Consider the following 26,915-nt stretch of genomic DNA (forward strand, 5'->3'; position numbering starts at 1 on the left):
GGAAGGTGTTGCTGTGCCGCACGACCGCCCACGGCCGTGCGCCGTCCAGCTGAAGTCCCTTACCCGGCAAGGCCGGTGTCGGCCATCATCGGTTCCCGAAATTCCGCAGCTCAACCCGCGGGCAGCTCCGCGGCAACGACGATCACACCTCAGTATGATCGCCTGCTTATGGACATGAACGCAGGAATCGAGTTGATCGCCGTTCCGCCGGGGCGGGTGACGCTGTCGGACCGGCGAACGCAGCGGCGCTGGTCGACCGAGCTCGCGCCCTATCGGTTGGCGGCGTTCCCGATCACTCAGGCGCACTATGCGCAGGTCACCGGTCAGCGCCCGAGCAGCGCGCAAGGCGACCGGTTGCCCGTCGAAGGCGTGTCCTGGTGGGACGCGGTCCGATTCTGCAACGCCCTTTCCGAGCAAGAGGGGTTGGCAGCCGCCTATCGCCTCCGCACTGACGTCGAGGGCATCGATTGGGACGCAACTGCCGACGGGTACCGGCTGCCGACCGAGGCCGAGTGGGAACACGCATGTCGTGCCGGTACGGCCGACGCGCGGTACGGGCAGCTCGACGAGATCGCCTGGCACCGCGGCAACTCCCGCGAGCGGATTCACGACGTGGGTGGCAAGCAGCCCAACGCGTGGGGCATGTACGACATGTTGGGCAACGTGTGGGAGTGGTGCTGGGACATCTACGATGCCGAGGTCTACGGCAGCTATCGGGTCCTACGTGGCGGTGGCTGGTTCGACGAGCACTGGAGCTGCCGGGCCTCGGTGCGGCGCCGCAGCCACCCGACCTTCCGGATCGACGACGTAGGATTCCGCATCGCGCGTTCCGTGCTGCGCTGACGTGCGTCATGTGCAGCGACTGCTTCGCCCGCAGGACCGGCACAGTGGTGCATCGACGCCGATCCATGCGGTAGGCCGCCTGCTGTGTCCGGCCGAGGACGTGGGCGCGGCTGCGGCCGCCTGGACCGGGCCGCGCAGACCCGAGGACCGGCTCGACCGCACAGCCCTGACCTCCCCCGGCATCTCCGCGGCGGTGAACCGGCTCGGGATGCCGACACCGTCGCACGCCTCCTGTCAAGGGAGTACGTGCCACTTGGCGGAGGTTCAACTGCCCGAGTCGGTACCGACGGCGTTGCGCCAGACGGTCACGTCCAGAGTCATGTATGTGCTGGGCGAGCCCTCGGCCGAGAAGCCCTGGACCGTCAACAGACCCATGTGTCCCGTACCTGTGGTGACGCAGACCTGCCGCCCCTTCGAGAGCTTGTTCAGATAGAGGTTCTTGGTGAACCGGGTGTCCGCGCGGCAGGCAGCGAGCGATCCCTCCTGCCCCGGATCGAGCAGCACCAGGTTCCCGTCCTGGGTTTCCGCGTCGAGGTATCCGCCGGTGTCGTAGGAGAGTTCGTACCCGCCGTCCTCGCCCTCCTGGGGCCGGACGTCGTCGTCCCCGAGCGTCAGGTGGTAGCCGGCTGTGAGGTTGATGCCCTTGTAGACGGCGGGCTTCGGGTCGGGCTTCGGGGCGGGCTTCGGATCGGCCGTCCGGTCCCCGCTGTCCGTCTGCTCACCCTTCGACGGTCCGCTGCCCTGCGTCTCCTGCCCCTCGTTCTTGAGCAGGAGGTACGCCGCGCCGCCACCCCCGATACCGAAGACCAGCGCGGCGGCGAGGGCGATGACCGCGCCCCGCTTGCCCGCCCGCTTCGGCGGCCGGGCCGCCGGGTGCATGGAGGGTCCGGGGTATACCTGCGCGTGCGTCGGCACCTGGGTAGGGGCGTAGGCGTAGGCGTAGGCCTGCGCCCGGACAGGCGTGGCGTACTGCTGAGGGGCCGGCTGCCGGGCGGGCGGTCCGTAACCCGGGGGCGGGGTGGCCGGCGTGGTGGGCGAGTAGGCGGCGGACGGCAGGGAGGCCGGCGGCGGCGGGGTCTGGACCGGGGCGGGGGCCGCCGTACGCACGGTGATGTCGGCGGCGACCGCGCCCGGCAGCCAGTGCTCGGGACGGCGCAGCACCGTCTCCGCGTTCGCGGACTGGCAGAGCGCGATGACCTCGGTGATCGACGGCCTGGCCTCGGGGTCCTTGGCGAGGCAGCGGGTGACCAGCTCGGTCAGTCGTTCCGGGACGGCGGTGAGGTCGGGCTCCTCGTGGACGATCCGGTAGAGCACGCCGTGCGAGGTCCCCTCGCCGAAGGCGGGCGTTCCCGTTGCCGCGTACGCCGCGACCTGGCCGAGCGCGAAGATGTCGGTGGCCGAGGTCACCCTGCGCCCCGCGGCCTGCTCGGGGGCCATGAACGAGGGGGTGCCGATGGTCACGCCGCTGCCGGTGAGGGAGGTCGCGTCGGCGGCGTAGGCGATACCGAAGTCGATGACGCGCGGCCCGTCCGCGGCGAGCAACACATTGGACGGCTTGAGATCGCGGTGCACGATGCCCGCGCCGTGGATGACGTGCAGGGCCTCGGCCATGCCGGCGATCAGCAGCAGTACCGTCTCGACAGGCAGCGCCCCATGCGCGACGACCGCATCGGCGAGCGACGGGCCCGGTACGTACGCGGTGGCCAGCCAGGGCTGCGCACCGTCGGTGTCGGCGTCGATCACGGGCGCGGTGAACAAGCCCTGCACCCGCTGCGCAGACTGGACCTCCTGGGCGAACCGTCGCCGGAACTCGGGGTCCTCCCCGAATTCGGGGCGGATCACCTTGATCGCCACCGGCCGCCCGCCGGGCGTGTACGACAGATACACCTTGCCCATGCCGCCCGCGCCGAGCTTGGCGGCCAGCCGGTATCCGGCGATGGTGGTCGGGTCGTCTCCCCCGAGCGGCTGGAAAACCTGAGAGGAACTGCTCCGGTCCTGCTGCTGACCACTCATCAGCCTAGGTCTCCCCCACGGATAGTCACTGTCGAACGGCACCCTATCGAAGGACGAGCCGTCTCCGCCTGCCGCGGGGGATGAAGTGGCCGCCGTCGGGTGCGCGGTGCTCCGACGCTTCCACCGCGGCAGCCCGGCGCCGAGCAGGGCTGCGGCCCGGGCCGGGGAGGTCGGCACACCCCCCGGAACACTGCAGGGGCAGGCGACGGCCACTCGACCCGGCTTTGTGCGTTCTCTCGGAACCGGCCAACAGCTACCACCTGGAATGCTTCAATGACCCTCGTCGGGGCGGTACTTGATCGGCGGGGGGCTGGCGCGGAGATGCGGAAGTCGTACATAGCGGCACACATCTACATGATTCTGGGAGTGATCTCCGGCCTGTTCCACCGGGAGTTCACCAAGACCCACGACTTTCGGGGCGACACGCAACTGGCACTCATGCACACCCACTTGCTCGCCCTGGGCATGCTGGGCTTCCTCATCGTCCTCGCCCTCGACAAGCAGTTCCAGCTGTCCGGGACGAAACTCTTCACCGCGTTCTTCTGGTTCTACAACGCGGGCATCGCGATCACCGTCACCATGATGGGCGTCCACGGCACCGAGACAGTGCTCGGCAAACATGTCCCCGAGGCCGTGCCATGGATCGCCGGCCTGGGCCACACTCTGCTCACGGTTGGGCTCATCCTGCTGTTCGTCCTGCTCGGCAAGCGTCTCGACAAGGCCACCACGACAGGGATCACGGAGCCGGAGCCAGCGAAGACCTCGACCTGAGCCGTCGAGGCCGGGGAGACCCTCGTGAAGGCCCTCGCACGCGAGATACGAGGTAGCGGACGAGACCGGGGTGGCGCCTCCGCCACGTTCGGCAAATCCCTGGCAGCACCACCTCGACTGCCTCAAGGGGAACCGGGTGCCCGGAGAGTTCTCGGCCGACGACCTGATCACAGGAGCCGCGCAGGTCCGCCTGGACGGGTCCCGGAGTCCACAGGCCGATGAAAGCGGTAGTCCGCCTGGACGGGTCCCGGAGTCCACAGGCCGATGAAAGCGGTAGAAAGCAGGCGTAGGCTGGCCGAAACGCCGATACACCGCAAGGGGCGACGGAGGCGGCGCATGACCGACCCTTTCGGCTTCCTCAAAGTTCCCCGCCGGCCCGCCCCGGCACGCCCCGTCGATGAACGGCTGAGCGACTGGGACGAGGTCTACGCGGGCCAGCCATGCCTTCCGCTCGTGTCCGAGCAAGCAGGACGCTGCATGGACTGCGGCATACCGTTCTGCCACCACGGCTGCCCGCTGGGAAACCTCATCCCCGAATGGAACGCCTACGCGGCACGGGCCGACTGGCGGGCCGCCGCCGAGCGACTGCACGCAACGAACAACTTCCCGGAGTTCACCGGGCGGCTGTGTCCGGCGCCGTGCGAGGACGCGTGCGTGCTCACCATCAATGCCGATCCAGTGACGATCAAGAACGTCGAACAGGCGATCGCCGACCAGATCTGGGCGCGCGGGTACGCGACACCGCAACCGCCCGAGCGGCTCAGCGGGAAGACCGTCGCCGTCATCGGCTCCGGACCCGCCGGACTGGCGGCAGCGCAACAGCTCACCCGCATCGGTCACACCGTCGTCGTCTACGAGCGGGCGGACCGCATCGGCGGCCTGCTGCGCTACGGGATCCCCGCGTTCAAGATGGAGAAGCACCATCTGAACTGCCGCATCGAGCAGATGCGGGCCGAGGGAACCAAGTTCCGCACGGGTATGGACGTCGGCAGCGATCTCGACGCCACCGAGCTCAGAAGACGCCATGACGCGGTGGTCGTTGCCATAGGAGCCAGGGGACAACGTGATCTGCCCGTCCCCGGTCGCGAGCTGGACGGCATTCATCAGGCCATGGACTACCTGACCCTCGCGAACCGGGTGAGGGAGGGTGACTATGTCTCGCCTCCCGTCACCGCCGAGGGCAAGCACGTCGTGATCATCGGCGGCGGGGACACCGGCTCGGACTGTCTCGGCACCGCCCTGCGCCAGGGCGCGAGCTCCGTGGTGCAGCTGGATATCAATCCGGAGCCCGGCGAGACCCGGCGGGACACCGAGCCGTGGCCCACATATCCGAAGGTATATCGGATCTCCCATGCCCATGAGGAGGCCCGGGGGCGGAAAGGCGCGGATCCGAGAGTCTTCGCCTCCGCCACCCTCCGTTTCGAAGGGGACAGGGCCGGCCACGTGTGCGGACTGCGCCTGGCGAAGGTGGAACCCGTCGTCAGAAGGCCACGGCCGGGCACCGAGCACCTGATCCCGGCGGACCTGGTCCTGCTGGCCCTCGGCTTCTACGGTCCCGAACGGGGCACCGGTCTCATGAAGCAGCTCGGGCTCACCCTGGACGACCGGGGGAACTTCGCCCGGAATTCCGCCTTCACGGCCGAGACGGTCGAGCAGGCCGAGCGGACGGTCCCCACCAGGACGGACGGGGTCTTCATCGCCGGTGACGCAGGACGTGGCCAGTCCCTTGTGGTGTGGGCCATCGCGGAGGGTCGGTCCGCCGCAGCCGCGACTGACCGGTACCTGAGTGGCTCCACCGTGCTGCCGGCCCCCATCGCGCCGGAGGACAGGCCTCTGGCGGCATGAGCGCCTCCGGCGTGGCCGTGCCGGTCGGCACGGAACGCGGCTCGGGGCCGGCCGGAACGCCTCGATGTTCCGCCGATTCTGCACGCGCATTCAGCCGGTCGTTGTCCGCCGTCCGTCCGCTCCCCGGTCCCGGAGCCGTTACGAGCCGCGGCGCACCCGTGCGGCTTTGCGGGCCTCGGCCATCTTGCGGGCCTCGCCTCCGCGGCGGGACCCGCCGGCGGTGCGCCCGGACTCACCCCGGGCCGTGCCCATGCCACGGAACGGGGCGTGGCCGCCGGCGGGACGTGCCGCGGCAGGACCACCGTCGAGAGGAAGGCCGGACGGGGCACGGGCACCGGTGATCCGGCTCAGTTCCGCCTCGCCCGAGCGCACCTTGGTGATCTTCGGCGCAATGCCGGCGTCGGCCATCAGTCGGCTCATGTCGCGGCGCTGATTCGAGAGGACCAGGGTGACGACGCTGCCGGATTCACCGGCACGGGCGGTGCGCCCGGCCCGGTGCAGATAGTCCTTGTGGTCGCTGGGCGGATCGACGTTGACCACCAGGTCGAGGTCATCCACGTGCAGGCCCCGGGCGGCGACATTAGTGGCCACGAGAGCGGTGACCTGACCGTTCTTGAACTGTGCGAGGGTGCGCGTGCGCTGGGGCTGGGACTTGCCGCTGTGCAGCGCGGCGGCGCGGACACCGCTGGCCCGCAGGTGCTTGGTCAACTGGTCGACCGCGTGCTTGGTGTCCAGGAACAGGAGCACCCGTCCGTCCCGGGCCGCGATCTCGGTCGTGACGGCGTACCGGTCGGCGCCGTGGACGGTCAGTACATGGTGTTCCATCGTCGTGACCGCTCCTGCCGACGGGTCGACCGAGTGGACCACCGGGTCGTGGAGGTAGCGGCGGACCAGGAGGTCGACGTCGCGGTCCAGGGTGGCGGAGAACAGCATCCGCTGGCCGTCGGGGCGCACCTGGTCGAGCAGTTCGGTGACCTGGGGCAGGAAGCCCATGTCACACATCTGGTCGGCCTCGTCCAGGACGGTGATGCGCACCCGGTCCAGGCGACAGTCCTTGCGCTCGATGAGGTCGTGCAGGCGTCCGGGAGTCGCGACGACGACCTCGGCCCCGGCCCGCAGTTCGCCGGCCTGCCTGCCGATCGAAATGCCGCCGACCACCGTGGCCATCCGCAGTTTCAGTTCCCGGGCGTACGGGGTGAGCGCCTCGCCGACCTGCTGGGCCAGCTCCCGGGTCGGTACGAGGATCAGTCCGAGCGGCCGCTTCGGCTCCGCACGCCGGCCCGCGATCCGCGTGAGCAGAGCCAGACCGAAAGCGAGGGTCTTGCCCGATCCGGTGCGGCCCCGGCCCAGGACGTCCCGGCCCGCGAGGGAATTGGGCAGCGTGGCCGCCTGGATCGGGAACGGGTGGTTCACGCCGAGCCCGGTGAGCGTCTTCAGCAGGGCGGGCGGAAGATCCAGATCGGCGAACGACGCGGCCGCCGGCAGGGCCGGGGTGATCGTCTCCGCCAGGGCGGACTCGTCCTGCGGGGTGTCCGTGCGAGCTGGGTGCTTCATGGCGAGCCTTCCTCGATGTGCGGCACGTATCGAGGAATTCCCGGCAGGCGCAGAAGCCGGCAAACCGCAAGAACGGGCAAATGAAGATGATGGGATCCGAGCAACGGTAGCAGCCCGGCCCACCGCGAGCGCGCCACCTCGATCAGCCGTCGGCGGACCGGCGCGACGTGGGGAATGACGACGGATCCGAGCCGTTGCACGGGCCGGGCGCACTCGCGCGCCCCGGCCGCCTGCTCGACGCCGCCACGCAGGGCTTCCGCGTGTGGCGGGCAGCGCGCCCGGGATGACCGCTCCGCCGGTCGTCGCTGACGTCGCCACCGGTAGACCCCTGTCCGGCCGATCTTCGCGGTCCCGCGACGTCCGGAGGACCTAGCGGGACACGCCGGTGCGCTCTTCCAGGGCGCGCAGGGCCTGCTCGGCCCATGTGACGTTCTCCTGCTCGAAGGCCCGGCCCCGCATGAGGGTGAGGTAGGGGCCGATGCGCTCGGCGTGGGCCAGGTGCTCCTGCTCCGTCCGCCCGTCGAGCAGGCGGTCGCGGAGCCGGTCGTAGCGGGCGAGCTTGGCCCTGGCCCACTCCAGCCGCTCGGTGACGGCCGCGCGCACGGCGTCGGGGTCGCCTTCGTCCATGGCGTGCACCTTGACCATCAGCTCGTCGCGGATGGCCGTGGGCCTGGGCAGCTCGGCGGTGAAGTCGCGCAGGGCCTGGCGCCCGGCCTCCGTCAGGGAGAACAGCCGCTTGTTGGGACGTCGCACCTGCTGGACGAGCCGGGCCTCGATCAGGCCGTCGGACTCCATCCGGTCGAGCTCCCGGTACAGCTGCTGTGGCGTCGCCATCCAGAAATTGGCCACCGAGGCGTCGAATCCCTTGGCCAGGTCGTACCCGGAGGCCTCGCCGTCCAGAAGTGCCGCAAGTACCGCATTGCGCAATGCCATGGCAGCAGCCTAACATCCGCACCTAATCAACTATTTGCCTATGAGAGGTGGCCGGGATGCACCCCTTCCGCAAGGCGGTCGAGGCCGTGGACCACGCCGCGATCGAGGCTCTGCTGGCCGAGAATGTCGTGTTCACCAGCCCTGTGGCGTTCAAGCCGTACCCCGGGAAGGCGATCACCGCGTCGATCCTGCGCGGCGTCTCGCGAGTCTTCACCGACTTCCATTACGTACGGGAGATAGCGGGAGCCGACGGCCGCGACCACGCCCTCGTCTTCAAGGCGAAGGTTGGCGACCGGGAGATCAACGGCTGCGATTTCCTGCACTTCGACGAGGACGGCAAGATCGACGACTTCATGGTGATGGTTCGCCCCATGTCGGCCGCGCAGGCACTGGCGGCGGCCATGGGCGCCGAGTTCGAGCGGATCACCCGGGAGGCGACGGAGGCCATGGGCGCCTGAAGGAGCGCGCCCATGCGCTCGCCATCGGACTCCCGCTCCTGCCCCGGGGTACGACTCGGCCCACCGTTCCGCGCCGACGCTCACGTCGGCTCGGGGCAGCCGAAGAGGAGCTCGTAGCCCGCGGGCAGCTGCAGCAGGACGCGACGGGTGAGGCCTTCGCCGGCCGCGTCCGCGACGACACTGAGCACGGCGCCGACGTCCCACTTCGCGGTCTGTTCGGTGGCGCCCTCGATCCAGGCCGCGGTGGCACGTACGAATCGGCCGACCTGCTGACGCTTGCCGGGAAGATCACCGACCGGACCAATCTTCCCGCTGCTGCCCGCACCTGCCCAGGACACCTCCGCCAGGCCCTGGCCGACGACGCCGCCACCCGTCCCGTCGCCCCTCCGGCAGCGACACGGCTAGCGCCAACGCCGCGACTCTGTTGGTGATCTTGTGAGGGATGCTGACAGGTCGTCTGTTCGGCGGTTCGCTGGAGTTGGGCGGGGTGGTTCCAGGGAGAGGGCCGGAGATGTCCATACAGGCCAGGAGTTACCAGCGGATTCCGACGCGGACGGTGTTGACGGCGTGGGCGGCGTGTCCGAAGGGCACGCCGGCGATGCTGATGCGGGACCGGTTGGATGTGGTGTTCGAGGATAATGAGTTCGCGGACCTGTATCCGAAGGACGGGCGGCCGGGCTTGTCGCCGGGGCAGTTGGCGCTGGTGTCGGTGCTGCAGTTCGCGGAGAACCTGTCGGACCGCGCGGCCGCGAACGCGGTCCGCACCAGGATCGACTGGAAGTACGCCCTGGGCCTGGAGTTGGACGATCCCGGCTTCGACCACTCGGTGCTGTGCGAGTTCCGGGCCAGGCTGGCCCAGGACGACGCGGCCGACCGGCTGCTGCAGGTGATGCTGCATCGGCTGACCGAGGCCGGACTGCTTAAATCCGGCGGTCGGCAACGCACGGATGCGACCCATGTGCTCGCGGCGGTGCGCACGCTCAGCCGGCTGGAGCTGGTCGGCGAGAGCCTGCGGGCCGCCCTCGAGCAGCTCGCCCAGGCGGACCCGGACTGGCTGCTGCCGCTGGTCGAGCCGGAGTGGGACAAGCGCTACGGGCGCAAGATCGAGATCGGCAAGGTGCCCGGCGGGAAGGCCGGGGTCACCGCCCTGGCCGAGACCTTCGGCCGGGACGGACACAAGGTCCTGGCCGCCGCGTGGGCGGCCGACGCCCCTCCCCGGCTCCGGGCGTTGGCACAGGTGGAAATCCTGCGCCAGGTCTGGGTGCACCACTACTTCTGGGATACTCGCGGGCGGCTGCGCTGGCGCGACGGCCACGCGCTGCCTCCGGCATCGCTGCGGTTCGACTCCCCGTACGACACCGACGCGCACTACTGCGTCAAACGTGACACCGCCTGGTCCGGCTACCGCACTCACTTCACCGAGACGTGCACGTCAGACCTGCCGGAGGTGGTCGTGCACGTGGCCACCACGATCGCCCCGGTCCAGGACGGCGAACTCACCGCCCAGATCCACGACGATCTGGCCCAGGTCGGCCTCATCCCGGCCGAGCACGCGGTCGACGCCGCCTACATCAGCCCCGCGCAGATTGAACGCGCTCACCGGGTGCACAGCATCACCCTGCTCGGCCCGGTCGTGCCCGACCACAGCCACCAGGCCAAAAGCGGGGCCGGCTTCGACAAGGCCGCCTTCGCCATCGACTGGGACCGCTGCCAGGCCACCTGCCCCCAGGGCACCGTCAGCCGCGAGTGGCGTCCCCTGCACATCAGCGGCCACAACTACATCCAGGTCAAGTTCGACAAGGCCACCTGCCTGGCCTGCCCCGTCCGCCCCCAGTGCACCAAGGCGGTCAGTGGTCCGCGCTCGCTCGCGCTGCTGCCCACCCGCGAACTGCACGAGATCCAGCAGCGCAACCGCCTCGACCAGCACACCGAAGACTGGCAGCGCCGATACGCGATCCGCGCCGGCATCGAAGCCACCCTCTCCCAGAACGTCCGCACCTGCGGCCTGCGCCGGACCCGCTACCGAGGCCTGCCAAAGACGCACGTCCAGCACGTACTGACCGGCCTGGCCTGCAACGTCACCCGCATCACCGACTGGATCGCCGACCCTGCGCGCCCCCGGCGAGCACCCAGCCACTTCCACGCCCTCTGCACCGCCGTCACCTGACCCCCACAAGATCACCAACAGAGTCACGCCGCTCAGTTAAGGCCTGGAGGACGAAGTCCTCTTCGCTGTGATCGGCCCGCAGAAGAAGTCCGGGCTCACGAGCGAGCCGCTCCGCCAACTGCGCGCCCGTGTACAGATGCTCGGGCACCGGGTGGTTCCAGTGCACCGTGACCAGGGTCCCTCCGGCGTTCGAGCGAGGCGGTGGTACGTGACAGCAGATCATTCAGCCGGGTCTCGTCGAAGCAGTAGAGCAATTCGGAGAGTACGACGAGGTCGAAGCGCTCCTCGGGCCACTCCTCCGGAACGACGAGCCGGGCGACCTCCACCTGACCGAGGTCCGCGGTATGACGCCGGGCGGTGTCCACGGCGGAGGCGACCCGGTCGACAACGAGCAGCCGCTCGCATCGCGGAGCCAGGAGACGCGACAACTCGTCTACCGAACAAGCGGGTTCGAAAGCGCTCCGTAACTTGGGCCTGGGCAGTGAGGCGAGGGTCAGTGCGTACTTGCGCTGTTCATACCAGCGCTCCTTCAGGTGCCCGGGGTCGTCCTTGCCCGGTACAGGTCGTCGAAGTAGCCCGCCGGGGTGCTCACAGGAACACCACTTCGCGGGGACGCAGATGGTGAGCGAGCGCGCTCACCGAAAGGTTCCGAGCATCCCGCGAGAATCATCCGTCAGCGCGAGTGGCGGAGCACCGGGTCGGACCTCACCCTCGCCTCTGCTCGGTCGGCGGCTCGGGCACGGGATCGCTGCCGTGCGAATCGGCCTGTGCGGAAAGCGCAGGGCGCATCCAGGGATCCCCGGGCGCCTGCGCGGGCGTTCTCCCGCCGAGCATACAACACGCACCTGGCACCTATGAACTGGGCGCCGCCACCTGCCGATGAGGTCCTTCAAGGGTCCGGTTGACGGTGCCTCAGATCGATGTGAGAGATTGTCACTCCACTTATGAAGAACCGATTGGCGGATCGGCGGCGACAGAGGTGGCGAATGGCAGATGTGGGTCGAAAGGCCATGTCAACCCGCTGCTGCGGCAGCCGTGTTGGGCGTATGCGGCGCCATAGCAGGTGTCCGAGGAGGCGAAGATCCGGTGATAGCATCCCGACATCTGTGATCTTGATCCATTTGACGCAGATACTGATTCGCGATCGGCGGCATGCTCTCCGCGTAACAGCAGGTGAACCGTGCCGATCAGCTGTGTTGCGGGTCCTCGCGAGGTGTATCCGCAGCCGTCCGCATGCCATGCGCCGGGAAAGGTTTCCATGAATCGAGACGCACTTGTGTGGTGCTTGGTTGCGGTGGCGGCGATAGCCGTGGTCGCGGTCGTGGCACTCGTCGCCCGCAACAGAGCACTGGGGGCGAAGAAGCAGCATACCGAGGCCGAACTGAGGCGCGAGCTCCTCACGTCAGACAGCCACCTGCACTCAGCTCGCGCCGAACTGCAGAGGTTCCGGAACGAGCAGGACGCCACGCTCCGCGAAGCCAAGGAAGCGGCGGAGGAGAACACCAAGGCCGTCCTCAAGGGTGCCGCCAGCTTCCTGCAGAGCCTCGCAGCCGAGCAGACGACACTTCTGGACGGCATCCAGCACAAGTACGGCGGACACGCCGTCCTCAGCGACCTGTTGGATGTCAACCACGCCAACGCCCAGATGGCGCGCAAGGCTCAGGGCATCGCCGTCATGTGCGGTGCGCCGCTCGGCCGTCGCAACAGGCCCGCCAGCGTCTACGACGTGGTGCGCAGTGCCCAGGGCCAGATTCGCAACTTCCACCGGGTCGCCATCATGCAGCAGGCCGGTCTCGCCCTGAAGGCGTCCGCGGTCGCGCCCGTCGCCCTCGCCGTGGCGGAGCTGCTTGACAACGCGGCCAGCTTCTCGCAGCACGACGCGCCGATCGAGGTGACATTCCAGCGCGTCCAGAACAACCTGTGCATCGTCATCGACGACGCCGGTGTCAGCATGAACGACGAAGAGCGGCAGCGGGCGACCGCGCTGCTCTCCGGAGAAGTCGCCCCCCGTCTGTCGCAGCTCGGGACTCAGCCGAAGTTCGGCTTCCCGGTCGTCGGCCTGATCGCGCGTCAGCACGGTTTCAAGGTGGACGTCACCGGAGTCTCCCGATACGGCGGCGTCAGGGCCGTCGTCCTCTTGCCCGAGGAGCTGTGGACCATGGAGGAGATGCCGCCCGCCCAGGAGGCTCCGGTCAGCAATATCCGGCGCGCCACCGAGAGCCGGCCCCAGAGCGCGACGTCGCGCACGCTGAACGGTCTACCCAAGCGCGGCGCACGCCAGGCCGCCATCACGAGCGTCCCCGATCCCGACACCACCTCGTCGGCGCCGCGGACCCCGGGGGAGACAGGCCGCGCTTCCGGGCGCAGCCTGGGGGCCTTCCAGCGCGGCACGCTCTCCGGCCGCAACCTTGACGCCACCTCGTTCGAAGGATCCGAAGACGCATGACCGCAGACCTGTCGTGGATGCTCGAGGACATCGTGCACAACGTGCCCCGTGCGCGCCACGCCGTCCTGCTGTCCGCGGACGGCCTTCCACGCGGCGCGACCGAAGGCCTGGCCGAGAAGGATGTGCGCACCATCTCCGCCGCCATGGCCGGGATGCAGTCGCTCAGCCGGGCGGCGGCCCACTTCGCCGGACCGGAGGAGGACCGGCAGTGGAACCAGACCATCATCGAGTTCTCGCATGGCTGGAGCTTCCTGATCGGGGCAGGGCAGGGCGCCTACCTCGCCGCCGCAGCCGCGCCCGATGTGGACATGCAGCAGATGTCCTTCCGCATGCACCGCCTTGTCGCCCGGCTGGGCAACAACCTCACCTCGCCGCCGAGGGTGAGCGCCGGGGACGCCGGAGGTGCGCGAGGGAAAGCCCCCCGGCAGCAGAGCTCCGGTGACGCGGGATTCGTCCTGGTCGAGCTCGACCAGGTGATTTCCGAGGTCAAGGGTGCCCGCCACGCGGTGCTGCTGGGATCGGACGGCCTTCCCCGCGGGGCGACCAGCAGGATGAGCCGCGACCTCGCGGACACGATCTCCGCGGCCATGACGGGCATCCACGCCTACAGCCGGGTCACCTCCCAGTTTGCGGGGGTCCTCGAGGACGCGGAATGGTGTCAGACGGTCATCGAGTTCCAGCACGGCTGGATCTTCCTGATGGCGGCCGGTCCCGGTGCCTTGCTGGCCGCTGCCGCCGAACACGACTGCGACATAGAGGAGTTCGCCACGCGTCTGCACGAGGTGGTTCCCAGACTGACCGCGGCGGCGACACCGGGGAAGGGGACAGGCCATGCCTGACGGGCCCGAACAGGACGAAGAGCTGGAACTGACGTCTCCGTTAGTCCCCCTCTTCGTGATCACGAACGGACGAGCACTGCCCCCGGACCACGAATACGAGCACACGACGCTCGTGACGGTGGCGGCAGAGGACGGACCGGTCGCGGCGCGCACGCTGTCCCCGGAATCGGGGCAGGTCATGGACCTGGTCGCGAACGGCTTCCTGTCCGTGGCCGAGGTGGCAGGGCACACGCACCTGCCCCTGGGCATCGTCCGCATCCTGCTGGCGCAGTTGGAAGAGGACAATCTCATCCTCGTGAGGAGACCGATACCGCGCGCCGAACGTGTCGACAAAGAACTGGTCAGCGCCGTGCTCGAGGGCCTGAAGAATCGATTCGGAGCGTAACGCGTGTACCTGGATCCAGATGTCTCCCACGCGGTGAAGATCCTCATAGTGGGGCACTTCGGGGTCGGCAAGACCACCTGCATCGGCAGTCTCTCCGAGATCGAGCCCCTACGGACCGAGGAAGAGATCACCGAGGCCAGCGTGGGCTTCGATGACCTGTCGGGCACACCCGACAAGAAGACCACCACCGTCGCCATGGACTTCGGCCGGCTCACCCTTAGCGACACCCTGGTGCTCTACCTCTTCGGAACGCCCGGCCAGGAGCGCTTCAAGGAGATGTGGGAGGAACTCTCCCGGGGCGCCCTGGGCGCGCTGGTCCTGGTCGACCCGGAGAGACTGCACGAGTCATTCCCCGTCCTGGACCTCGTCGAGCGTTTCGGCCTGACGTACGCCATCGCCGTGAACCACTTCGACGGCACCACGAACTACCCGCTCGACGAGGTGCGCGAGGCCCTGAACCTCACCGCCGAGACCCCTGTCGTGGAGTGCGACGTACGGGACGAGAACTCCTCGGCACAGGCCCTCATCACCCTCGTGAAACACCTCATGTCCCAACTCGGCTAGGAGCGCAGGAATGCAACAGCCACTTGAGCCGCAGGAGATACCTCCCGGCTGCCCCGCGCACGGGAACGTCCAGATGTACGGCCCCGCGTTCGGAGCCGACCCCGACAGCCACTACGCACAGCTGCGTTCGTTCGGTCTCAGTGCGCCCGTGGACATCGCCCCCGACGTCCAGGCCGAGCTCGTCACCAGCTACGACGCCGCTCTGTACGTCCTGCAGAACCCCGCCTCCTTCGTGCGCGACTCCCGCCGCTGGAACGCCCTCAACGAAGGGCGCGTCCCGGCCGACAGCCCGGCACTGCCCATGATGGGTTACCGCCCCAACGCGCTCTTCAGTGACGGTGCGGCACATGCCCGACTGCGTCAGGCCGTTACCGACAGTCTCGCCACGGTCAACGAGCACCAGCTCATCAGGCAGACACAACAGTCCGCCGCCTACCTGATCAGCCAGTTCAGTACCGACATCCGCGGCCAGGCGGAGCTGATGGCCGAGTACGCCCAGCCGCTGCCTCTGCTGGTCTTCAGCAACCTGTTCGGCTGCCCGCCCGAGATCGGCGACCGCGTGATCGCCGGGATCAGTGGCATCTTCGAGGGCACACCCGGGGCCGACGAGGTGCTCGGCGGGGCGCTCACCGAGCTGATCGCCCTCAAGCGGCGGCGCCCGGCAGCCGACCTCACGACGCGTCTGATGGGGCACCCGGCCCAGCTGAGCGACGAAGAGGTGCTGCACCAGCTGGTCACTCTGCTCTCCGGTGGCACCGCGCCGCTGGCCGCGGCCATCGGCACCAGTAGCGCCCTGTACCTCGGAGAGGACTGGCAGGTCGGCCTCCCGGTCGAGGACGCGGTCTCCCAGACCCTCTGGAACTACGCGCCGATCGCCAACTACGCGGCCCACTACCCGACTCACGACGTCGAGCTCGGCGACAGGGTGATCCGGGCCAACGACCCGATCCTGATCTCATTCGCCGCGGCCAACACCGACCCGAAGCTGACCGAACACCGCGAAAAGCTCAGCGCCAAGGCGCACTTGGCATTCGGAGCGGGCCCACACGCCTGCCCCGCCAAGGACCCGGCTTTCATGATCGCCGTGACTGCCGTCGAAGCACTGCTCAACCGGCTTCCCGACGTCGAGATGCGTGTCCCGTTCAAGGCGCTCACCTGGACGCCGAGCCCGTGGAGCCGCTCGCTGGTCACCCTCCCGATCCGCTTCACCCCGAGGGCTGTTCCCCAGGCAGCCGAGTCGGCCGGATCGAACGCGGGCCAGATGCCCCAGCAGCAGACAGCCGCCTCCTCGCCCTCCACCGCCGCACCCTCGCATACGAACGCCGGTGTCGCGCCGCAGCCCAAGGGCGGCCTGTTCAGCCGCTTCCTGGCGTGGACCAGGGGCGAGTGAGGGAAAAGTGATTTTAGTAACCTCCTGAGTACTCAGGGGTAGTGGATGCTTTAACGATCTTGTGGGTATGCATGGCGGCTGGTTCTCAGAAAGGAGCCGCCTCCATGGGCGTTGCCACAACTCCGTCGTACGACCGCCGGGCGTCCGCCTCCCTCTTCTCCCGTCTGCGGACGGCCAGAGGGCAGGCAGACCCCTTCCCGATATACGCCGAACTCCTCTCGCGGGGCGAGGTGGTGCCCGCCCCCTGGGGCGGCTCCGTCGTGACGGGCTTCGCCGCCTGCGACCAGGTTCTGCGCAGCCGTCAATGGCTGGAGCCCGACAAGAGATGGCGGGAGCGCCAGGGGGCCGGGACACGTTGGAACGCACCCTCCTCACGCGAGATGAGCAACACGCTCGCCGCGCTCAACCCCCCCGACCACACCAAGGTGAGACGAGCGGCGGGCACCTTCGACCGAGCCACTGTGGAGCGCATCGGCCGCAATGTGAACCGGACCACGGATCAGCTCCTCGACGCCTTCACGGAGCGAATACGCACCGGCGAGGCGGACTTCTCGGAGCTTGTCTGCGAGGAGCTGCCGGTGGCCACCATAGGCGACTGGCTCGGGCTGCCGCAGGCCGACTGGCCCAGACTCAGGCAGTTGACACATGATCAGGTCTTCACCCAGGAGCTGCTGCCGTCGGCCAGCCAACTGGCATTGTCCGACGCGGCCACGGCCGAACTCCGCACCTATTTCATGGACCTGGTGCGTGATCGGCGCTCCCACCCCGGTGATGACCCCGTCACCCGGTGGATCCAGACGTGGGACGCGATCGAGCCCGACCAGGACAAGGCCGACGAGGCGGTCTACTTCCTGGTGTTGTTCGTCCTGCTGGCCGCCCTGGAGACCACCGCGACCCTCCTCTCGACGATGACACTCCGGCTCGTCGAAAGCCCGGAACGCTGGGACATGATCGCCGATAACCCGGGCCACGTACCCGGGTTCGTGGAGGAGACGCTCCGCTACGACCCGCCCACCCACGTGATCAGCAGGGTCGCCTCGCAGGACTCCGTGCTGGGAGGCGTCGAGATCCGCCGCGGCGAGATGGTCCACCTCATGGTCGGAGCGGCGCACCGAGACCCGGCCAGACACAGCGACGCGGACCGGTTCGACCCCGAACGCACGCCTGGCCACCTCGCATTCAGTGGCGGCATCCACTACTGCCTCGGCGCGCCGCTGGCCCGCCTCGAAGCCCAGACCCTTCTCCGCCAACTGATCCGGCGCCTTCCCCGCCTCACCCTCGTACGCCCCCCGTCGATGGCGCCCCGTGTGGCGTTCCGACGCCTGCTGAACCTGGACGTAGCCCTCGCATGACCGAATCGACCCCCACCCCCGCACTCGCCTGGACCGCTCCCAAGGCGATACGTGCCGAGCAGGACGGCCCCGTACTGCATGTCCGCCTCAACCCCTGGGGACAGGACGACACGTTGGACGCCGCAGTCCTCGACGACCTCGTCACCCTGCTCGACGACCTCCACGAAAGACCCGACGTCCGGATCCTGACGCTGTCGTCACTGGGTACGGATTTCTGCCTGGGTGCCGACCGCAACGAGTACCAGGAGGCACTGGCCGCCGATCCGTCCGGAGCAACCCTGCGGCGCATCGCCGACAAGGCGCACCGCCTGTGCCAGGCCCTGGAGAACACTCACGCGGTCACCATCGCCCGGTTGCACGGGCGGGTCATCGGCGCGGGTCTCGCCCTCGCCTCCTTCTGCGATCTGCGCGCCGGTGCCGACACCAGCCGCTTTCGCATGCCGGAGGTCGGCATAGGGCTACCGCCGGCGTGGGGCGGGGCGATGGGACGCCTGGTCTCCGAGGCCGGCACCTCCAGGATTCGCGAGCTCATGCTCACCTGCGACGTCTTCGACGCCGACACGGCCCACCGTATCGGTCTGCTCCACCGGACCGCCCCACTCGACCAGCTGGACAAGGTGATCGATTCCTGGACCAGGCCCCTCGTCCGACGCTCGCCCGAAGCACTCGTCCTGACCAAACGGATGCTGGCCGGCTACGCACGGGCGGACAGGACGGCAGACGTCTCCCTGCTCGACTCCCATCTCCTGGCAGCCACTCTCCACCAGCGCGCAAGGGGCTGATCCTCCCAGGCTGATACGAGCGTCCGGCCCGCCACGGACCGCCGAGGCATGGGGACGGCCGGGTGCCTCGGCGCGTGTGGCGGGCACAGTGCGCGCGGCGAGGTACCCGGCCATTCACGATCAGATGCGAGGAAGTAGGCGAGCTCGTCGGGCTTGGTGATGCTGCGGCGGGCTGACGCACACCGGCACCTCGCGAGTGGCCGCCCGCGTCAGCCGGTGGCGGGCGAGGTGCCCAGGAAGCCGGACAGGACGTCCAGCAGCCTGTCGACGTCCTCGGCGCTGTTGTAGGGGGCCAGACCGATCCGCAGTCCGCCCTCGTCGCCCAGTCCGAGCCTGCGGGATGCCTCCAGCGCGTAGAACGAGCCGGCCGGAGCGTCGACGCCTCGCTCCGCCAGGTATCGCGAGGCGGCGGCGCTCCGGTCTGCCAGGGTGAGCAGCAGGGTCGGCGTACGGTGGGCGGCCCGGGAGTGCACGGTGACACTGCCGAGGGCGGCCAGTCCTTGCTCGATGCGGGCCCGGAGGGCGTCCTCGTGGGTCTCGATCGCCTCGAAGGCGGCGAGGAGCTGTTCCCGGCGGGTGCCGTCGGAGCCGGGGGCCAGTCCGGCGAGGAAGTCCACCGCCGCGCGGGCGCCGGCGAGCAATTCGTAGGGCAGCGTGCCCAGTTCGAAGCGCTCGGGAACCACGTCGGTGGAGGGCAGGAGCTTGTCCGGGCGCAGCGTCTCCAGCAGCTCGGGGCGGCTCGCCAGCACGCCGAGGTGCGGGCCGAGGAATTTGTACGGCGAGCAGACCAGGAAGTCCGCGCCGAGGCCGGGCAGGTCGACGGCGGCGTGCGAGGCGTAGTGCACCGCGTCCACATGCAACAGCGCTCCGGCCCGGTGTACCAGGTCGGCGACAGCCGGGATGTCGGGGCGGGTGCCGATCAGATTGGACGCTGCGGTGACGGCGACCAAGCGGGTGCGCGCGGAGAGCACCTGTGCGATGTCGTCGGTCGTCAGCTCACCGGTGGCCGGGTCGAAGTCTGCCCAGCGGACGGCGGCGCCCACAGCCTCGGCCGCCTGGATCCAGGGGCGGATATTGGAGTCGTGGTCGAGCCGGCTGACGACCACCTCGTCGCCGGGGCCCCAGTTCTTGGCGAGGGTGCGCGACAGGTCGTAGGCGAGCTGGGTGGAACTGCGGCCGAAGACGATGCCCCGTGGATCGGCACCCAGCAGGTCGGCCAGCGCGCGGCGGGCGCCGGTCACGACAGCCTCCGCGTTACGCTCGCCCTCGGTGGTGAGGCCCCGGTTCGCCAGCGGGTTGGCCAATGCGTCCGCGATGGCGTCGATCACGGGTTGAGGTGTCTGGGTGCCGCCGGGGGCGTCGAAGCGGGCGGAACCCGACTTCAGGGCGGGGAACTGGGCGCGGACGGCGTCGACATCAAAGCTCATGCGTACTCCTGTAGGCGAGATGACGAGGTGAGCGCCACGGTACGGGGTGCGGGAGCACGGCTGCCGGTGCGGGGAGCCCTGCTTGCCCGGGACCGCTGCGGCGAGGGGCCGAGGAACGGGGCTCTCTCCCTTCCGCATGTCTGCCGCCGGTCCTTCGGGATCCCACAGCAACGCCCGGCAAGGATCGCACTCGCCACCACTCATGCGGTCACCATCGCCCGGCTGCACGGCGGAGTGATCGGAGCAGGCCTGGGACTCGCGATCTTCTGTGATCTGCGGGTCGGGGCGGACACCTGCCGGTTCCGCATGCCGGAGCTGGGCCTCGGCGTTCCGCCGGCCTGGGGCGGGGTCCGGCCCCGGCTGCTCGCCGAGTCGGGAGCGGCGAAGGTCCGCGGGCTGATCCTCACGGCGGACAACTTCGATGCCGTACGGGCGACGGAACTCTCCATACTCCACAAGGCCGTCCCGGAGGACGAACTCGACAGCATCATCGTGCGGTGGACCAAGCCGCTGGTCCGCAGGTCTCCCGCGGCGCTGCGGAGCGCCGAGGTCATGCTCAATGCCTACGCGGGCGCTGCCCGCCTCGCGGACGCCTCGCTCTTCGACGCGGAGCTGCTGACCGCCTCGGTGGCGGCGCAGACGGCGCGGGCGCGCTGAGCTGCCGGACCCCCAGGGCATGCGTGAGGCCCGGCACCGCGTTACGGTGCCGGGCCTCACTCGTATGCACACGGATCAGAAGAAGACTCCGCAGCGCAGCAGGACGTTCGCGTAGGGCCGCGCCTCCCCGGTGCGTACGACCAACCGCGCCCCCGCCGACAGCGCCTTGAGCTCGTCGTGCGGCACCAGCTGCAGATCCGGCAGGCATCCTGCCAGCAGTCCGGCGGCCGCCGGATTCGCCTCCCGCACCTCGCACGCGGCCGTGGCACCCTCGATCACCAGCTCGTCCAACAGCCCTTCGAGCACATCGGCGAACGAAGGTATTCCGGCACGGAAGGCCAGATCGACGACCCGCGGACCGGCCGGGACGGGCATGCCCGCGTCGCAGACGAGGACCTCGTCGCCATGGCCAAGCTCGGCCAGCGCCCCCGCCAGATGACGGTTGAGAATTCCGTCCTTCTTCACAGCGCGGAAACCTCCTCGGCGGTCGGGAAGGACACCTGCGCGCCTTCCCTGGTGACAGCTGCGGCGCCCACCCGCACGGCGAAGGCGGCAGCCGTCGCGATGTCCTCGCCCACGCTGAGCCGCCAGGCAAGGGCGGCGGTGAAAGCGTCACCGGCACCGGTGGTGTCCACGGCGTCCACCCGGGGGCTCGGGATCCGTGCCACGGCGTCCGTACGGCCGTCGGCGACCAGCGCGCCGTCCGCGCCCAGGGTGATCACCACCGACTGCGGGCCGAGGGCGAGGAGTGCCCGGGCCCAGTCCTCGGGGCCGGGCCCCGCGGAAGCGCCGAGCACGAACCGGGCCTCGTGCTCGTTGACGACCAGCGGGTCGCAGGCGGCGAGTACATCGTCGGGCAGCGGCGCGGGCGGCGACGGGTTCAGAACGAACCGGGCACCGGGCGGCCGGGTTCGTGCCACCTCGGCCACGGTCTCCAGGGGGATCTCCAGCTGTGCCGAGACGACCCGGGCGCCGGCGAGCAGGTCGGCGGCCGCGCGGATGTCGTCGGGAGTCAGCCGGGCGTTGGCCCCCGGCGAGACCACGATGCTGTTGTCACCCGACGGATCCACCGTGATCAGCGCAACCCCGGTGGGCGCCCCGCCGACGAGGACACCACCGGTGTCCACGCCGGCCTCGCGCTGCGATTCCAGCAGCAGCCGACCATGGGCGTCGTCGCCCACCCGGGCCAGCAGAGCGGTCCTGGCTCCGAGGCGGGCCGCGGCGACGGCCTGGTTGCCTCCCTTCCCGCCCGGATGGACGGCAAGGTCGGAGCCGAGCACGGTCTCTCCCGGCGCGGGGCGCCGCTCGACGCCGATCACCAGGTCGGCGTTGGCCGACCCTACGACCAGCAGGTCGTAGTCCTGCATCGCTGTCCTTCTTTCACTGGGATCCAAGGGTGGGTGGTCAGGAGAAGTCGGCGACGTTCTTCTCCGTCACGACCTTCACGGGCACCTTGACCATGCTGTCGACCTTCTTGCCGCGCGTGGCCTCGACCGCGTTCTGCACGGCGATCTTCCCGAGCTCCTTCGGCTGCTGGGCCACCGAGGCGTACAGCGTGCCCGTCGCGACCGCCTTCAGACCGTCGGGGGTGCCGTCGAATCCGACGACGTCGACGGACGTGCCGGCCTTGCTGCCGAGCGCCTTGACCGCGCCGAGCGCCATCTCGTCGTTCTCGGCGAAGACACCGGTGACTTTCGGGTGGGACTGCAGCAGGTTGGTCATGACGTCCAGGCCCTTGGTGCGGTCGAAGTCCGCGGGCTGGGAGGCGACGACCTTGATCCCCGGGTACGCCTTGATTCCCTCGGTGAAGCCCTGACCGCGCTCGCGGCTGGCGGACGTGCCCGCGGTGCCTTGCAGGACGACGATGTCGCCCTTGCCGCCGAGCTTCTCGGCCAGCGCCTTCGCGGCGAGCCTGCCGCCCGCGACGTTGTCGGAGGCGACGAGCGTCGCGGTGTCCGCCTTGTTGACGCCGCGGTCGGCGGCGATCACCGGGATGTCGGCCTTGTTGGCGGCCCGCACCGCGGGTCCCACCGCATCCGAGTCCACCGGATTGACAATGATCGACTTCACGCCCTCACCGGTGAAGTTCTGGAGCTGGTTGGCCTGCTGCGACGCGTCGTTCTGCGCGTCCGTCACCGTGAGGTCGATGCCCGCGTGCTTGGCCTCCGCCTGCGCGCCCGCCTTCATCTGCACGAAGAAGGGGTTGTTGAGCGTGGAGAGCGACATGCCGACCTTGGTCGTCGTACCGGAGGAGCCGGGGTTGAAGAAGGACACGGCCGCGACCACGGCCGCCACGCACACCGCGGCGATCGCGAGTTTCACCGCTCCCTTGCCGCCCGGACCGGATGCACCGGAGGCTGCCGATGTCGGGGACCCGCCGCCGGCACGCCGACGCACCGTGTCCAGCAGGACGGCGAGCGCGATGACGACACCGATGACGACCTGCTGCCAGAAGGCCGAGACGGACAGCAGGTTGAGCCCGTTGCGGAGCACGGCGAGTATCAGCGCGCCGATCAGCGTTCCGGACGCCTTGCCGACGCCACCCGCCAGGCTGGCGCCGCCGATGACGACCGCGGCGATCGCGTCCAGCTCGTACCCCTGTGCGGCCTGCGGCTGCGCGGAGACCAGGCGGGAGGCGAGGACGATGCCCGCGACGGCGGCGAAAAGGCCGGACAGTGCGTAGATGACGAGCTTCTGCCGCTTGACGCGGAGCCCCGACAGCCTGGCCGCTTCCTCGTTGCCGCCGATCGCGTACATCGAGCGGCCGATGTATGTGCGCCCGAGGACGACTGCCGTGACCAGTCCCATCGCGACCATCACGAGGACCGGAACGGGCAGCCACCCGCCGAGCGTGTCGCCGAGCACCGAGACGGAGTCGGGGAAGGCGATCGGGCTGCCCTGAGAGATGACGAGGGACAGGCCACGGCCGATCGAGAGCATCGCCAGCGTGGCGATGAACGGCGGCAGTTTCCCGTACGAGACGAGGGCGCCGTTGACGAGGCCGCAGGCGATGCCGGTGGCCACGGCGAGGATCACCGCGATCCACACGGGGACGCCCCCGGACGTCGCCATCCAGGCGAGTACGGTCGCCGAGAGCGCGGCCACCGAGCCGACGGACAGGTCGATGCCCGCGGAGACGATGACGAAGGTGACACCGAACGCGAGGATCGCCGTCACGGAGGCCTGCACACCCACGTTGAGCAGGTTCTGAGTGGTCAGGAAGTCGCCGGAGAGCAGCGACATCGCCACCACCAGGACCACCAGGGCGCTCAGTGCGCCATTGTCGAGCAGGATGCGGCGGAGCGCCGAGGCGCCACGCGCGCCCGTATTGCTCTTGAGCGTGTCAGTGGCCACGGGAGCCCTCCACTTCATCGTTCACATCAGGGGTGGTTGTCACGGACGGGGCGCTGACGGCGAGCGCCATCACCGCGTCCTGGGTCGCTTCGTGCGCGGGCAGCTCGCCGGCGATCCGGCCCTGCGCCATGACGAGCACCCGGTCGCTCATGCCGAGGACCTCGGGCAGGTCACTGGAGATCATCAGGACCGCGTGGCCGGAGGCCGTCAGTTCGTTGATGAGCTGGTAGATCTCGACCTTCGCGCCGACATCGATGCCGCGGGTCGGCTCGTCGAGGATCAGCACTCTGGTGTCGGCGAGCAGCCACTTCCCGATGACGACCTTCTGCTGGTTGCCGCCGGAGAGAGTGCGGACATGCTGGCCGAGGCCCGCCATCCGTACGCCCAGCTGCTCGGCGATCCGGGCGGCTGCCGTGCGCTGCCCCTTGAGGTCCACGAGACCGCCGCGGCTGGCCGAACGCAGCGTGACCAGGCCGAGGTTCTCCTGCACCGAGGCGTCGAGCACCAGTCCCTGACCCTTGCGGTCCTCGGGTACGAGTCCGATCCCGGCGCCCATGGCGGCGTTCACGTCGCCCCTGCCCAGGCGCTCGCCCCGCACCTCGACGCTCCCGGCGTCGTAGGGGTCGGCGCCGAAGACGGCGCGGACGACTTCGGTGCGGCCGGCGCCGACGAGTCCGGCGAGTCCGACGACCTCTCCGGCATGGACGTCGAAGCTGACGTCGTGGAAGACGCCGCCGCGGGTCAGCCCCCGCACGGAGAGCAGCACATCGCCGGTCTCCGGACGTTCACGCGGGTACTGCTGATCGATGCTGCGCCCGACCATGAGTCGTACGAGCTCGTCCTCGGGTGTCGAGGCGGGCACCTGGCCGATGCTGCGGCCGTCGCGCAAAACGGTGACCCGGTCGCCGAGCGCCGCGATCTCCTCCAGGTGGTGGGTGATGAAGACGATCCCCACGCCGTCCTCGCGCAGCTGCCGGACGATGCGGAAGAGCTTGTCCACCTCCTCGCTGGTCAGTACGGCGGTCGGCTCGTCCATGATCAGGACGCGGGCGTCCAGGCTGAGTGCCTTGGCGATCTCCACCATCTGCAACCGGGCGATGCCGAGTTCGCGCACCTTGGCCTTCGGTGAGACGCGTACGCCGACCCGGCGCAGGAGTTCCTCGGCGTCCGCCTCCATCTTCTTGCGGTCGATCATCCCGAAGCGCCGCGGCTGGCGGCCGAGGAAGATGTTCTCGGCCACGGTCAGCTCGGGCACCAGGTTGAACTCCTGGTAGATGGTGGCGATCCCGAGCCGCTCGGCGTCCTGGGCGCCGTGGACACGTACCTCGTGGCCGTCGACCAGGATCCGTCCGCTGTCCGGGCGGTAGGCCCCGGAGAGCATCTTGATCAGCGTGCTCTTGCCTGCGCCGTTCTCGCCGAGCAGGACATGCACCTCACCGCGGCGCAGGTCGAAGTCGACGGAGTCGAGCGCGACCACGCCGGGGAAGGTCTTGCGTATTCCCTCGATGCGCAGCAACTCGTCCTGGCTGCTCACAGGTTGCTCCTCTGGTACGAAGCGGGCTCGCCGCAGGACCTGCGTGCGACGAGACGTGCGGGAAGGGTGACGGACTGCGGGGGCCGGCCCTCTATGACGTCGACCAGCGCCCGTACGGCGGCTCGGCCGAGGTCTCCGGTCGGCTGGGCGATCGCCGTGATCGGCGGATCGGTGTGGACGAACCACGGGATGTCGTCGAACGCGGCGAGCGCGATGTCCTGCGGAACCCGCAGACCGCGTGCGCGGATCGCGTCCAGTGCGCCGAGCGCCATCAGGTTGTCGGCGGCGAAGACCACGTCCGGCCGCTCGGGCAGGGCGAGGAACCGCTCGGTGGCACGTCGTCCGCTGTCCGCCTGGAAGTCGCCCTGTCCGATGTAGGCGTCGGGCAGCGTAAGGCCGTGCTCGCCCAGGGCGTCCCGGAAGGCCTCGACTCGCTCGCTGCCGGTCGTGGTGGCGGCCGGGCCCGCGATGATGGCGAGCCTGCGGTGGCCGAGGCGGTAGAGGTGGGCGACGAGGTCTCGGACGGCGGGACAGCCGTCGGCCCGTACGACGGGCACGTCCACACCCGGAATCCAGCGGTCCACGAAGACCATCGGGGTGCCACCGCGCGCGGCGTCCAGTATCTGCGGGGAGCCGCCGTCGGTGGGAGAGACGAGGAGTCCGTCGATCCGGCGGTCGAGGAGCGTGCGGATGTGGTGGTCCTGGAGCTCGGGCCGTTCGTCGGCGTTTCCGATGATGACGCTGTACCCGAGCGCGCGAGCCGCCTCCTCGACGGAGCGGGCCAGCGCGGTGAAGTACGGGTTGAGCACGTCGCTGATGATCAGGCCGAGCGTGCGTGTCTGGTCGGTGCGCAGCGACCGGGCGACGGCGTTGGGCCGGTAGCCGAGCGCGTCGACAGCGGCGAGGACGCGGGCCCGTGCATCGGGGCTGACGGACGGATGACTGTTGAGGACACGCGAGACCGTGGCAACGGACACGCCCGCCTCGGCTGCGACATCTTTGATGCTCGCCACTGCCGGACCACCTCCTTGTGGTTTCCGTGGGCCTCGAATCCAGGGACATCGCGATCGGCGCCGAAGCCATGGAAACGATTACATGGACGATTGGAAACGATTACACGCCTCAAGAGCAACCCCTTACCCCCGCAGCGAGACCCAACCGTAACCAAAAGTGCTCATATGAGCGCACCATGGACGGCACCCCGGCGTGGTGGAGCGCCCGCGCCCTGTAGCTGCACAGCTACGCCGCGCGCAGGGGCGCGGCGCTCTTTGCCGCCGAGCTGCGGGGCGGCCGCGCAACATCGGGCATGCGGACTCCCCTGTGGTCGACCCGCAGGCGTGGATGTCCGCGCCGTTCGACTGCGGCGCCCCGATCGGCTGCGACCCGGAGCAGGCCCGCGCCGTCCGCATGCGGGCCGCCGCGCGACTCGCAGGTGTTCCTCATCCGCCGCACAGGCCGGCAGCCGGATGACTGCCGTGGGCGGTCCGGGCGCCCCTCGCGGCGGGCACGGCCTCACCCTGTGCATCCGGGAGGGCGAAACGGTCGCCCTTCCCACTCGTCAGGCGTCGCGACGACGGGCGTATTGCCGGCCGTGGCCGCCG

23 protein-coding genes and 1 pseudogene are annotated in these 26,915 nt (G+C 69.5%); 13 read left to right on the forward strand and 11 right to left on the reverse strand.

The window, feature by feature from the left end; all coding sequences use genetic code 11:
* Positions 1-168: 168 nt before the first annotated feature.
* Positions 169-843: an SUMF1/EgtB/PvdO family nonheme iron enzyme gene (locus OG972_RS02355; protein ID WP_266978020.1), complete on the forward strand. Its 675-nt coding sequence runs from the start codon at positions 169-171 to the stop codon at positions 841-843.
* Positions 844-1,107: 264 nt separating this feature from the next.
* On the opposite strand, the gene OG972_RS02360 is transcribed toward OG972_RS02355, so the two are convergent.
* Positions 1,108-2,856, reverse strand: a complete 1,749-nt coding sequence (locus OG972_RS02360; protein ID WP_266978021.1) for a serine/threonine-protein kinase — start codon at positions 2,854-2,856, stop codon at positions 1,108-1,110.
* 321 nt (positions 2,857-3,177) lie between these two features.
* On the opposite strand from OG972_RS02360, the gene OG972_RS02365 reads away from it, so the two are divergent.
* Together OG972_RS02365 and OG972_RS02370 are read left to right on the forward strand one after the other, a co-directional pair.
* Positions 3,178-3,627 (forward strand): DUF2871 domain-containing protein, encoded by a 450-nt coding sequence (locus OG972_RS02365; RefSeq protein WP_266978022.1) that lies wholly within the window; start codon positions 3,178-3,180, stop codon positions 3,625-3,627.
* Positions 3,628-3,963: 336 nt separating this feature from the next.
* On the forward strand, positions 3,964-5,472 hold the full coding sequence (locus OG972_RS02370) for a glutamate synthase subunit beta (RefSeq protein WP_266978023.1): 1,509 nt from the start codon (positions 3,964-3,966) through the stop codon (positions 5,470-5,472).
* Between the two features lie 138 nt (positions 5,473-5,610).
* Here OG972_RS02370 and OG972_RS02375 read toward each other — a convergent pair whose 3' ends face one another.
* Together OG972_RS02375 and OG972_RS02380 are read right to left on the reverse strand one after the other, a co-directional pair.
* The gene (locus OG972_RS02375; RefSeq protein ID WP_266978024.1) at positions 5,611-7,026 is read right to left on the reverse strand and encodes a DEAD/DEAH box helicase; all 1,416 of its coding nucleotides are present in this window, start codon (positions 7,024-7,026) and stop codon (positions 5,611-5,613) included.
* A 369-nt stretch (positions 7,027-7,395) separates the two neighbouring features.
* A complete protein-coding gene (locus OG972_RS02380; protein ID WP_266978025.1) occupies positions 7,396-7,959 on the reverse strand; it encodes a PadR family transcriptional regulator in 564 nt (187 codons plus the stop codon).
* 56 nt (positions 7,960-8,015) lie between these two features.
* Here OG972_RS02380 and OG972_RS02385 point away from each other — a divergent pair, with 56 nt between their 5' ends.
* On the forward strand, positions 8,016-8,417 hold the full coding sequence (locus tag OG972_RS02385; RefSeq protein WP_266978026.1) for a nuclear transport factor 2 family protein: 402 nt from the start codon (positions 8,016-8,018) through the stop codon (positions 8,415-8,417).
* 80 nt (positions 8,418-8,497) lie between these two features.
* On the opposite strand, the gene OG972_RS02390 is transcribed toward OG972_RS02385, so the two are convergent.
* Complete coding sequence (locus OG972_RS02390; protein ID WP_323135944.1) at positions 8,498-8,722, reverse strand: DUF2267 domain-containing protein; 225 nt, start codon at positions 8,720-8,722, stop codon at positions 8,498-8,500.
* Between the two features lie 206 nt (positions 8,723-8,928).
* Here OG972_RS02390 and OG972_RS02395 point away from each other — a divergent pair, with 206 nt between their 5' ends.
* Positions 8,929-10,584, forward strand: coding sequence for an IS1182 family transposase (locus OG972_RS02395; protein ID WP_266978027.1), 1,656 nt, complete (start codon positions 8,929-8,931; stop codon positions 10,582-10,584).
* A 43-nt stretch (positions 10,585-10,627) separates the two neighbouring features.
* On the opposite strand, the pseudogene OG972_RS02400 reads toward OG972_RS02395, so the two are convergent.
* Positions 10,628-11,176: pseudogene (locus OG972_RS02400) on the reverse strand (SAM-dependent methyltransferase); the annotation flags it as partial.
* Positions 11,177-11,842: 666 nt separating this feature from the next.
* Here OG972_RS02400 and OG972_RS02405 point away from each other — a divergent pair.
* The 7 genes from OG972_RS02405 (at position 11,843) to OG972_RS02435 (ending at position 18,342) form a co-directional block, all read left to right on the forward strand.
* Complete coding sequence (locus OG972_RS02405) at positions 11,843-13,030, forward strand: ATP-binding protein (RefSeq protein WP_266978028.1); 1,188 nt, start codon at positions 11,843-11,845, stop codon at positions 13,028-13,030.
* Complete coding sequence (locus OG972_RS02410) at positions 13,027-13,869, forward strand: roadblock/LC7 domain-containing protein (RefSeq protein WP_266978029.1); 843 nt, start codon at positions 13,027-13,029, stop codon at positions 13,867-13,869. The genes OG972_RS02405 and OG972_RS02410 overlap by 4 nt, the downstream gene beginning before the upstream one ends.
* Complete coding sequence (locus OG972_RS02415) at positions 13,862-14,254, forward strand: DUF742 domain-containing protein (RefSeq protein WP_266978030.1); 393 nt, start codon at positions 13,862-13,864, stop codon at positions 14,252-14,254. The genes OG972_RS02410 and OG972_RS02415 overlap by 8 nt, the downstream gene beginning before the upstream one ends.
* Before the next feature lie 3 nt (positions 14,255-14,257).
* Complete coding sequence (locus OG972_RS02420) at positions 14,258-14,818, forward strand: ATP/GTP-binding protein (RefSeq protein WP_266978031.1); 561 nt, start codon at positions 14,258-14,260, stop codon at positions 14,816-14,818.
* 10 nt (positions 14,819-14,828) lie between these two features.
* Positions 14,829-16,208 (forward strand): cytochrome P450, encoded by a 1,380-nt coding sequence (locus OG972_RS02425; RefSeq protein WP_266978032.1) that lies wholly within the window; start codon positions 14,829-14,831, stop codon positions 16,206-16,208.
* A gap of 104 nt (positions 16,209-16,312) precedes the next feature.
* Entirely contained in the window at positions 16,313-17,560 is a 1,248-nt protein-coding gene (locus OG972_RS02430; protein WP_266978033.1) for a cytochrome P450, read from the forward strand.
* The gene (locus OG972_RS02435) at positions 17,557-18,342 is read left to right on the forward strand and encodes an enoyl-CoA hydratase/isomerase family protein (protein WP_266978034.1); all 786 of its coding nucleotides are present in this window, start codon (positions 17,557-17,559) and stop codon (positions 18,340-18,342) included. Before OG972_RS02430 ends, OG972_RS02435 begins: the two co-directional genes overlap by 4 nt.
* A gap of 209 nt (positions 18,343-18,551) precedes the next feature.
* Here the strand turns inward: OG972_RS02435 and OG972_RS02440 are convergent, their stop codons facing one another.
* Positions 18,552-19,769, reverse strand: coding sequence for a cysteine desulfurase-like protein (locus OG972_RS02440; protein WP_266978035.1), 1,218 nt, complete (start codon positions 19,767-19,769; stop codon positions 18,552-18,554).
* Positions 19,770-19,796: 27 nt separating this feature from the next.
* On the opposite strand from OG972_RS02440, the gene OG972_RS02445 reads away from it, so the two are divergent.
* Positions 19,797-20,426 carry an enoyl-CoA hydratase/isomerase family protein gene (locus tag OG972_RS02445; protein WP_266978036.1) on the forward strand — a complete coding sequence of 210 codons (630 nt, stop codon included), beginning with the start codon at positions 19,797-19,799 and terminating at the stop codon, positions 20,424-20,426.
* Positions 20,427-20,501: 75 nt separating this feature from the next.
* Here the strand turns inward: OG972_RS02445 and rbsD are convergent, their stop codons facing one another.
* The 5 genes from rbsD to OG972_RS02470 are packed head-to-tail and all read right to left on the reverse strand — an operon-like array spanning position 20,502 to position 26,327.
* On the reverse strand, positions 20,502-20,891 hold the full coding sequence (rbsD, locus tag OG972_RS02450; protein WP_266978037.1) for a D-ribose pyranase: 390 nt from the start codon (positions 20,889-20,891) through the stop codon (positions 20,502-20,504).
* The gene (locus OG972_RS02455; RefSeq protein ID WP_266978038.1) at positions 20,888-21,793 is read right to left on the reverse strand and encodes a ribokinase; all 906 of its coding nucleotides are present in this window, start codon (positions 21,791-21,793) and stop codon (positions 20,888-20,890) included. The genes rbsD and OG972_RS02455 overlap by 4 nt, the downstream gene beginning before the upstream one ends.
* A gap of 37 nt (positions 21,794-21,830) precedes the next feature.
* Positions 21,831-23,780: a substrate-binding domain-containing protein gene (locus OG972_RS02460; RefSeq protein WP_266978039.1), complete on the reverse strand. Its 1,950-nt coding sequence runs from the start codon at positions 23,778-23,780 to the stop codon at positions 21,831-21,833.
* A complete protein-coding gene (locus tag OG972_RS02465; protein WP_266978040.1) occupies positions 23,770-25,314 on the reverse strand; it encodes a sugar ABC transporter ATP-binding protein in 1,545 nt (514 codons plus the stop codon). The genes OG972_RS02460 and OG972_RS02465 overlap by 11 nt, the downstream gene beginning before the upstream one ends.
* Positions 25,311-26,327: a LacI family DNA-binding transcriptional regulator gene (locus tag OG972_RS02470; RefSeq protein ID WP_266978041.1), complete on the reverse strand. Its 1,017-nt coding sequence runs from the start codon at positions 26,325-26,327 to the stop codon at positions 25,311-25,313. Before OG972_RS02470 ends, OG972_RS02465 begins: the two co-directional genes overlap by 4 nt.
* Between the last annotated feature and the right edge of the window lie 588 nt (positions 26,328-26,915).

This window comes from Streptomyces sp. NBC_01669 (assembly GCF_026339735.1).
GTDB lineage: Bacteria > Actinomycetota > Actinomycetes > Streptomycetales > Streptomycetaceae > Streptomyces > Streptomyces yanii.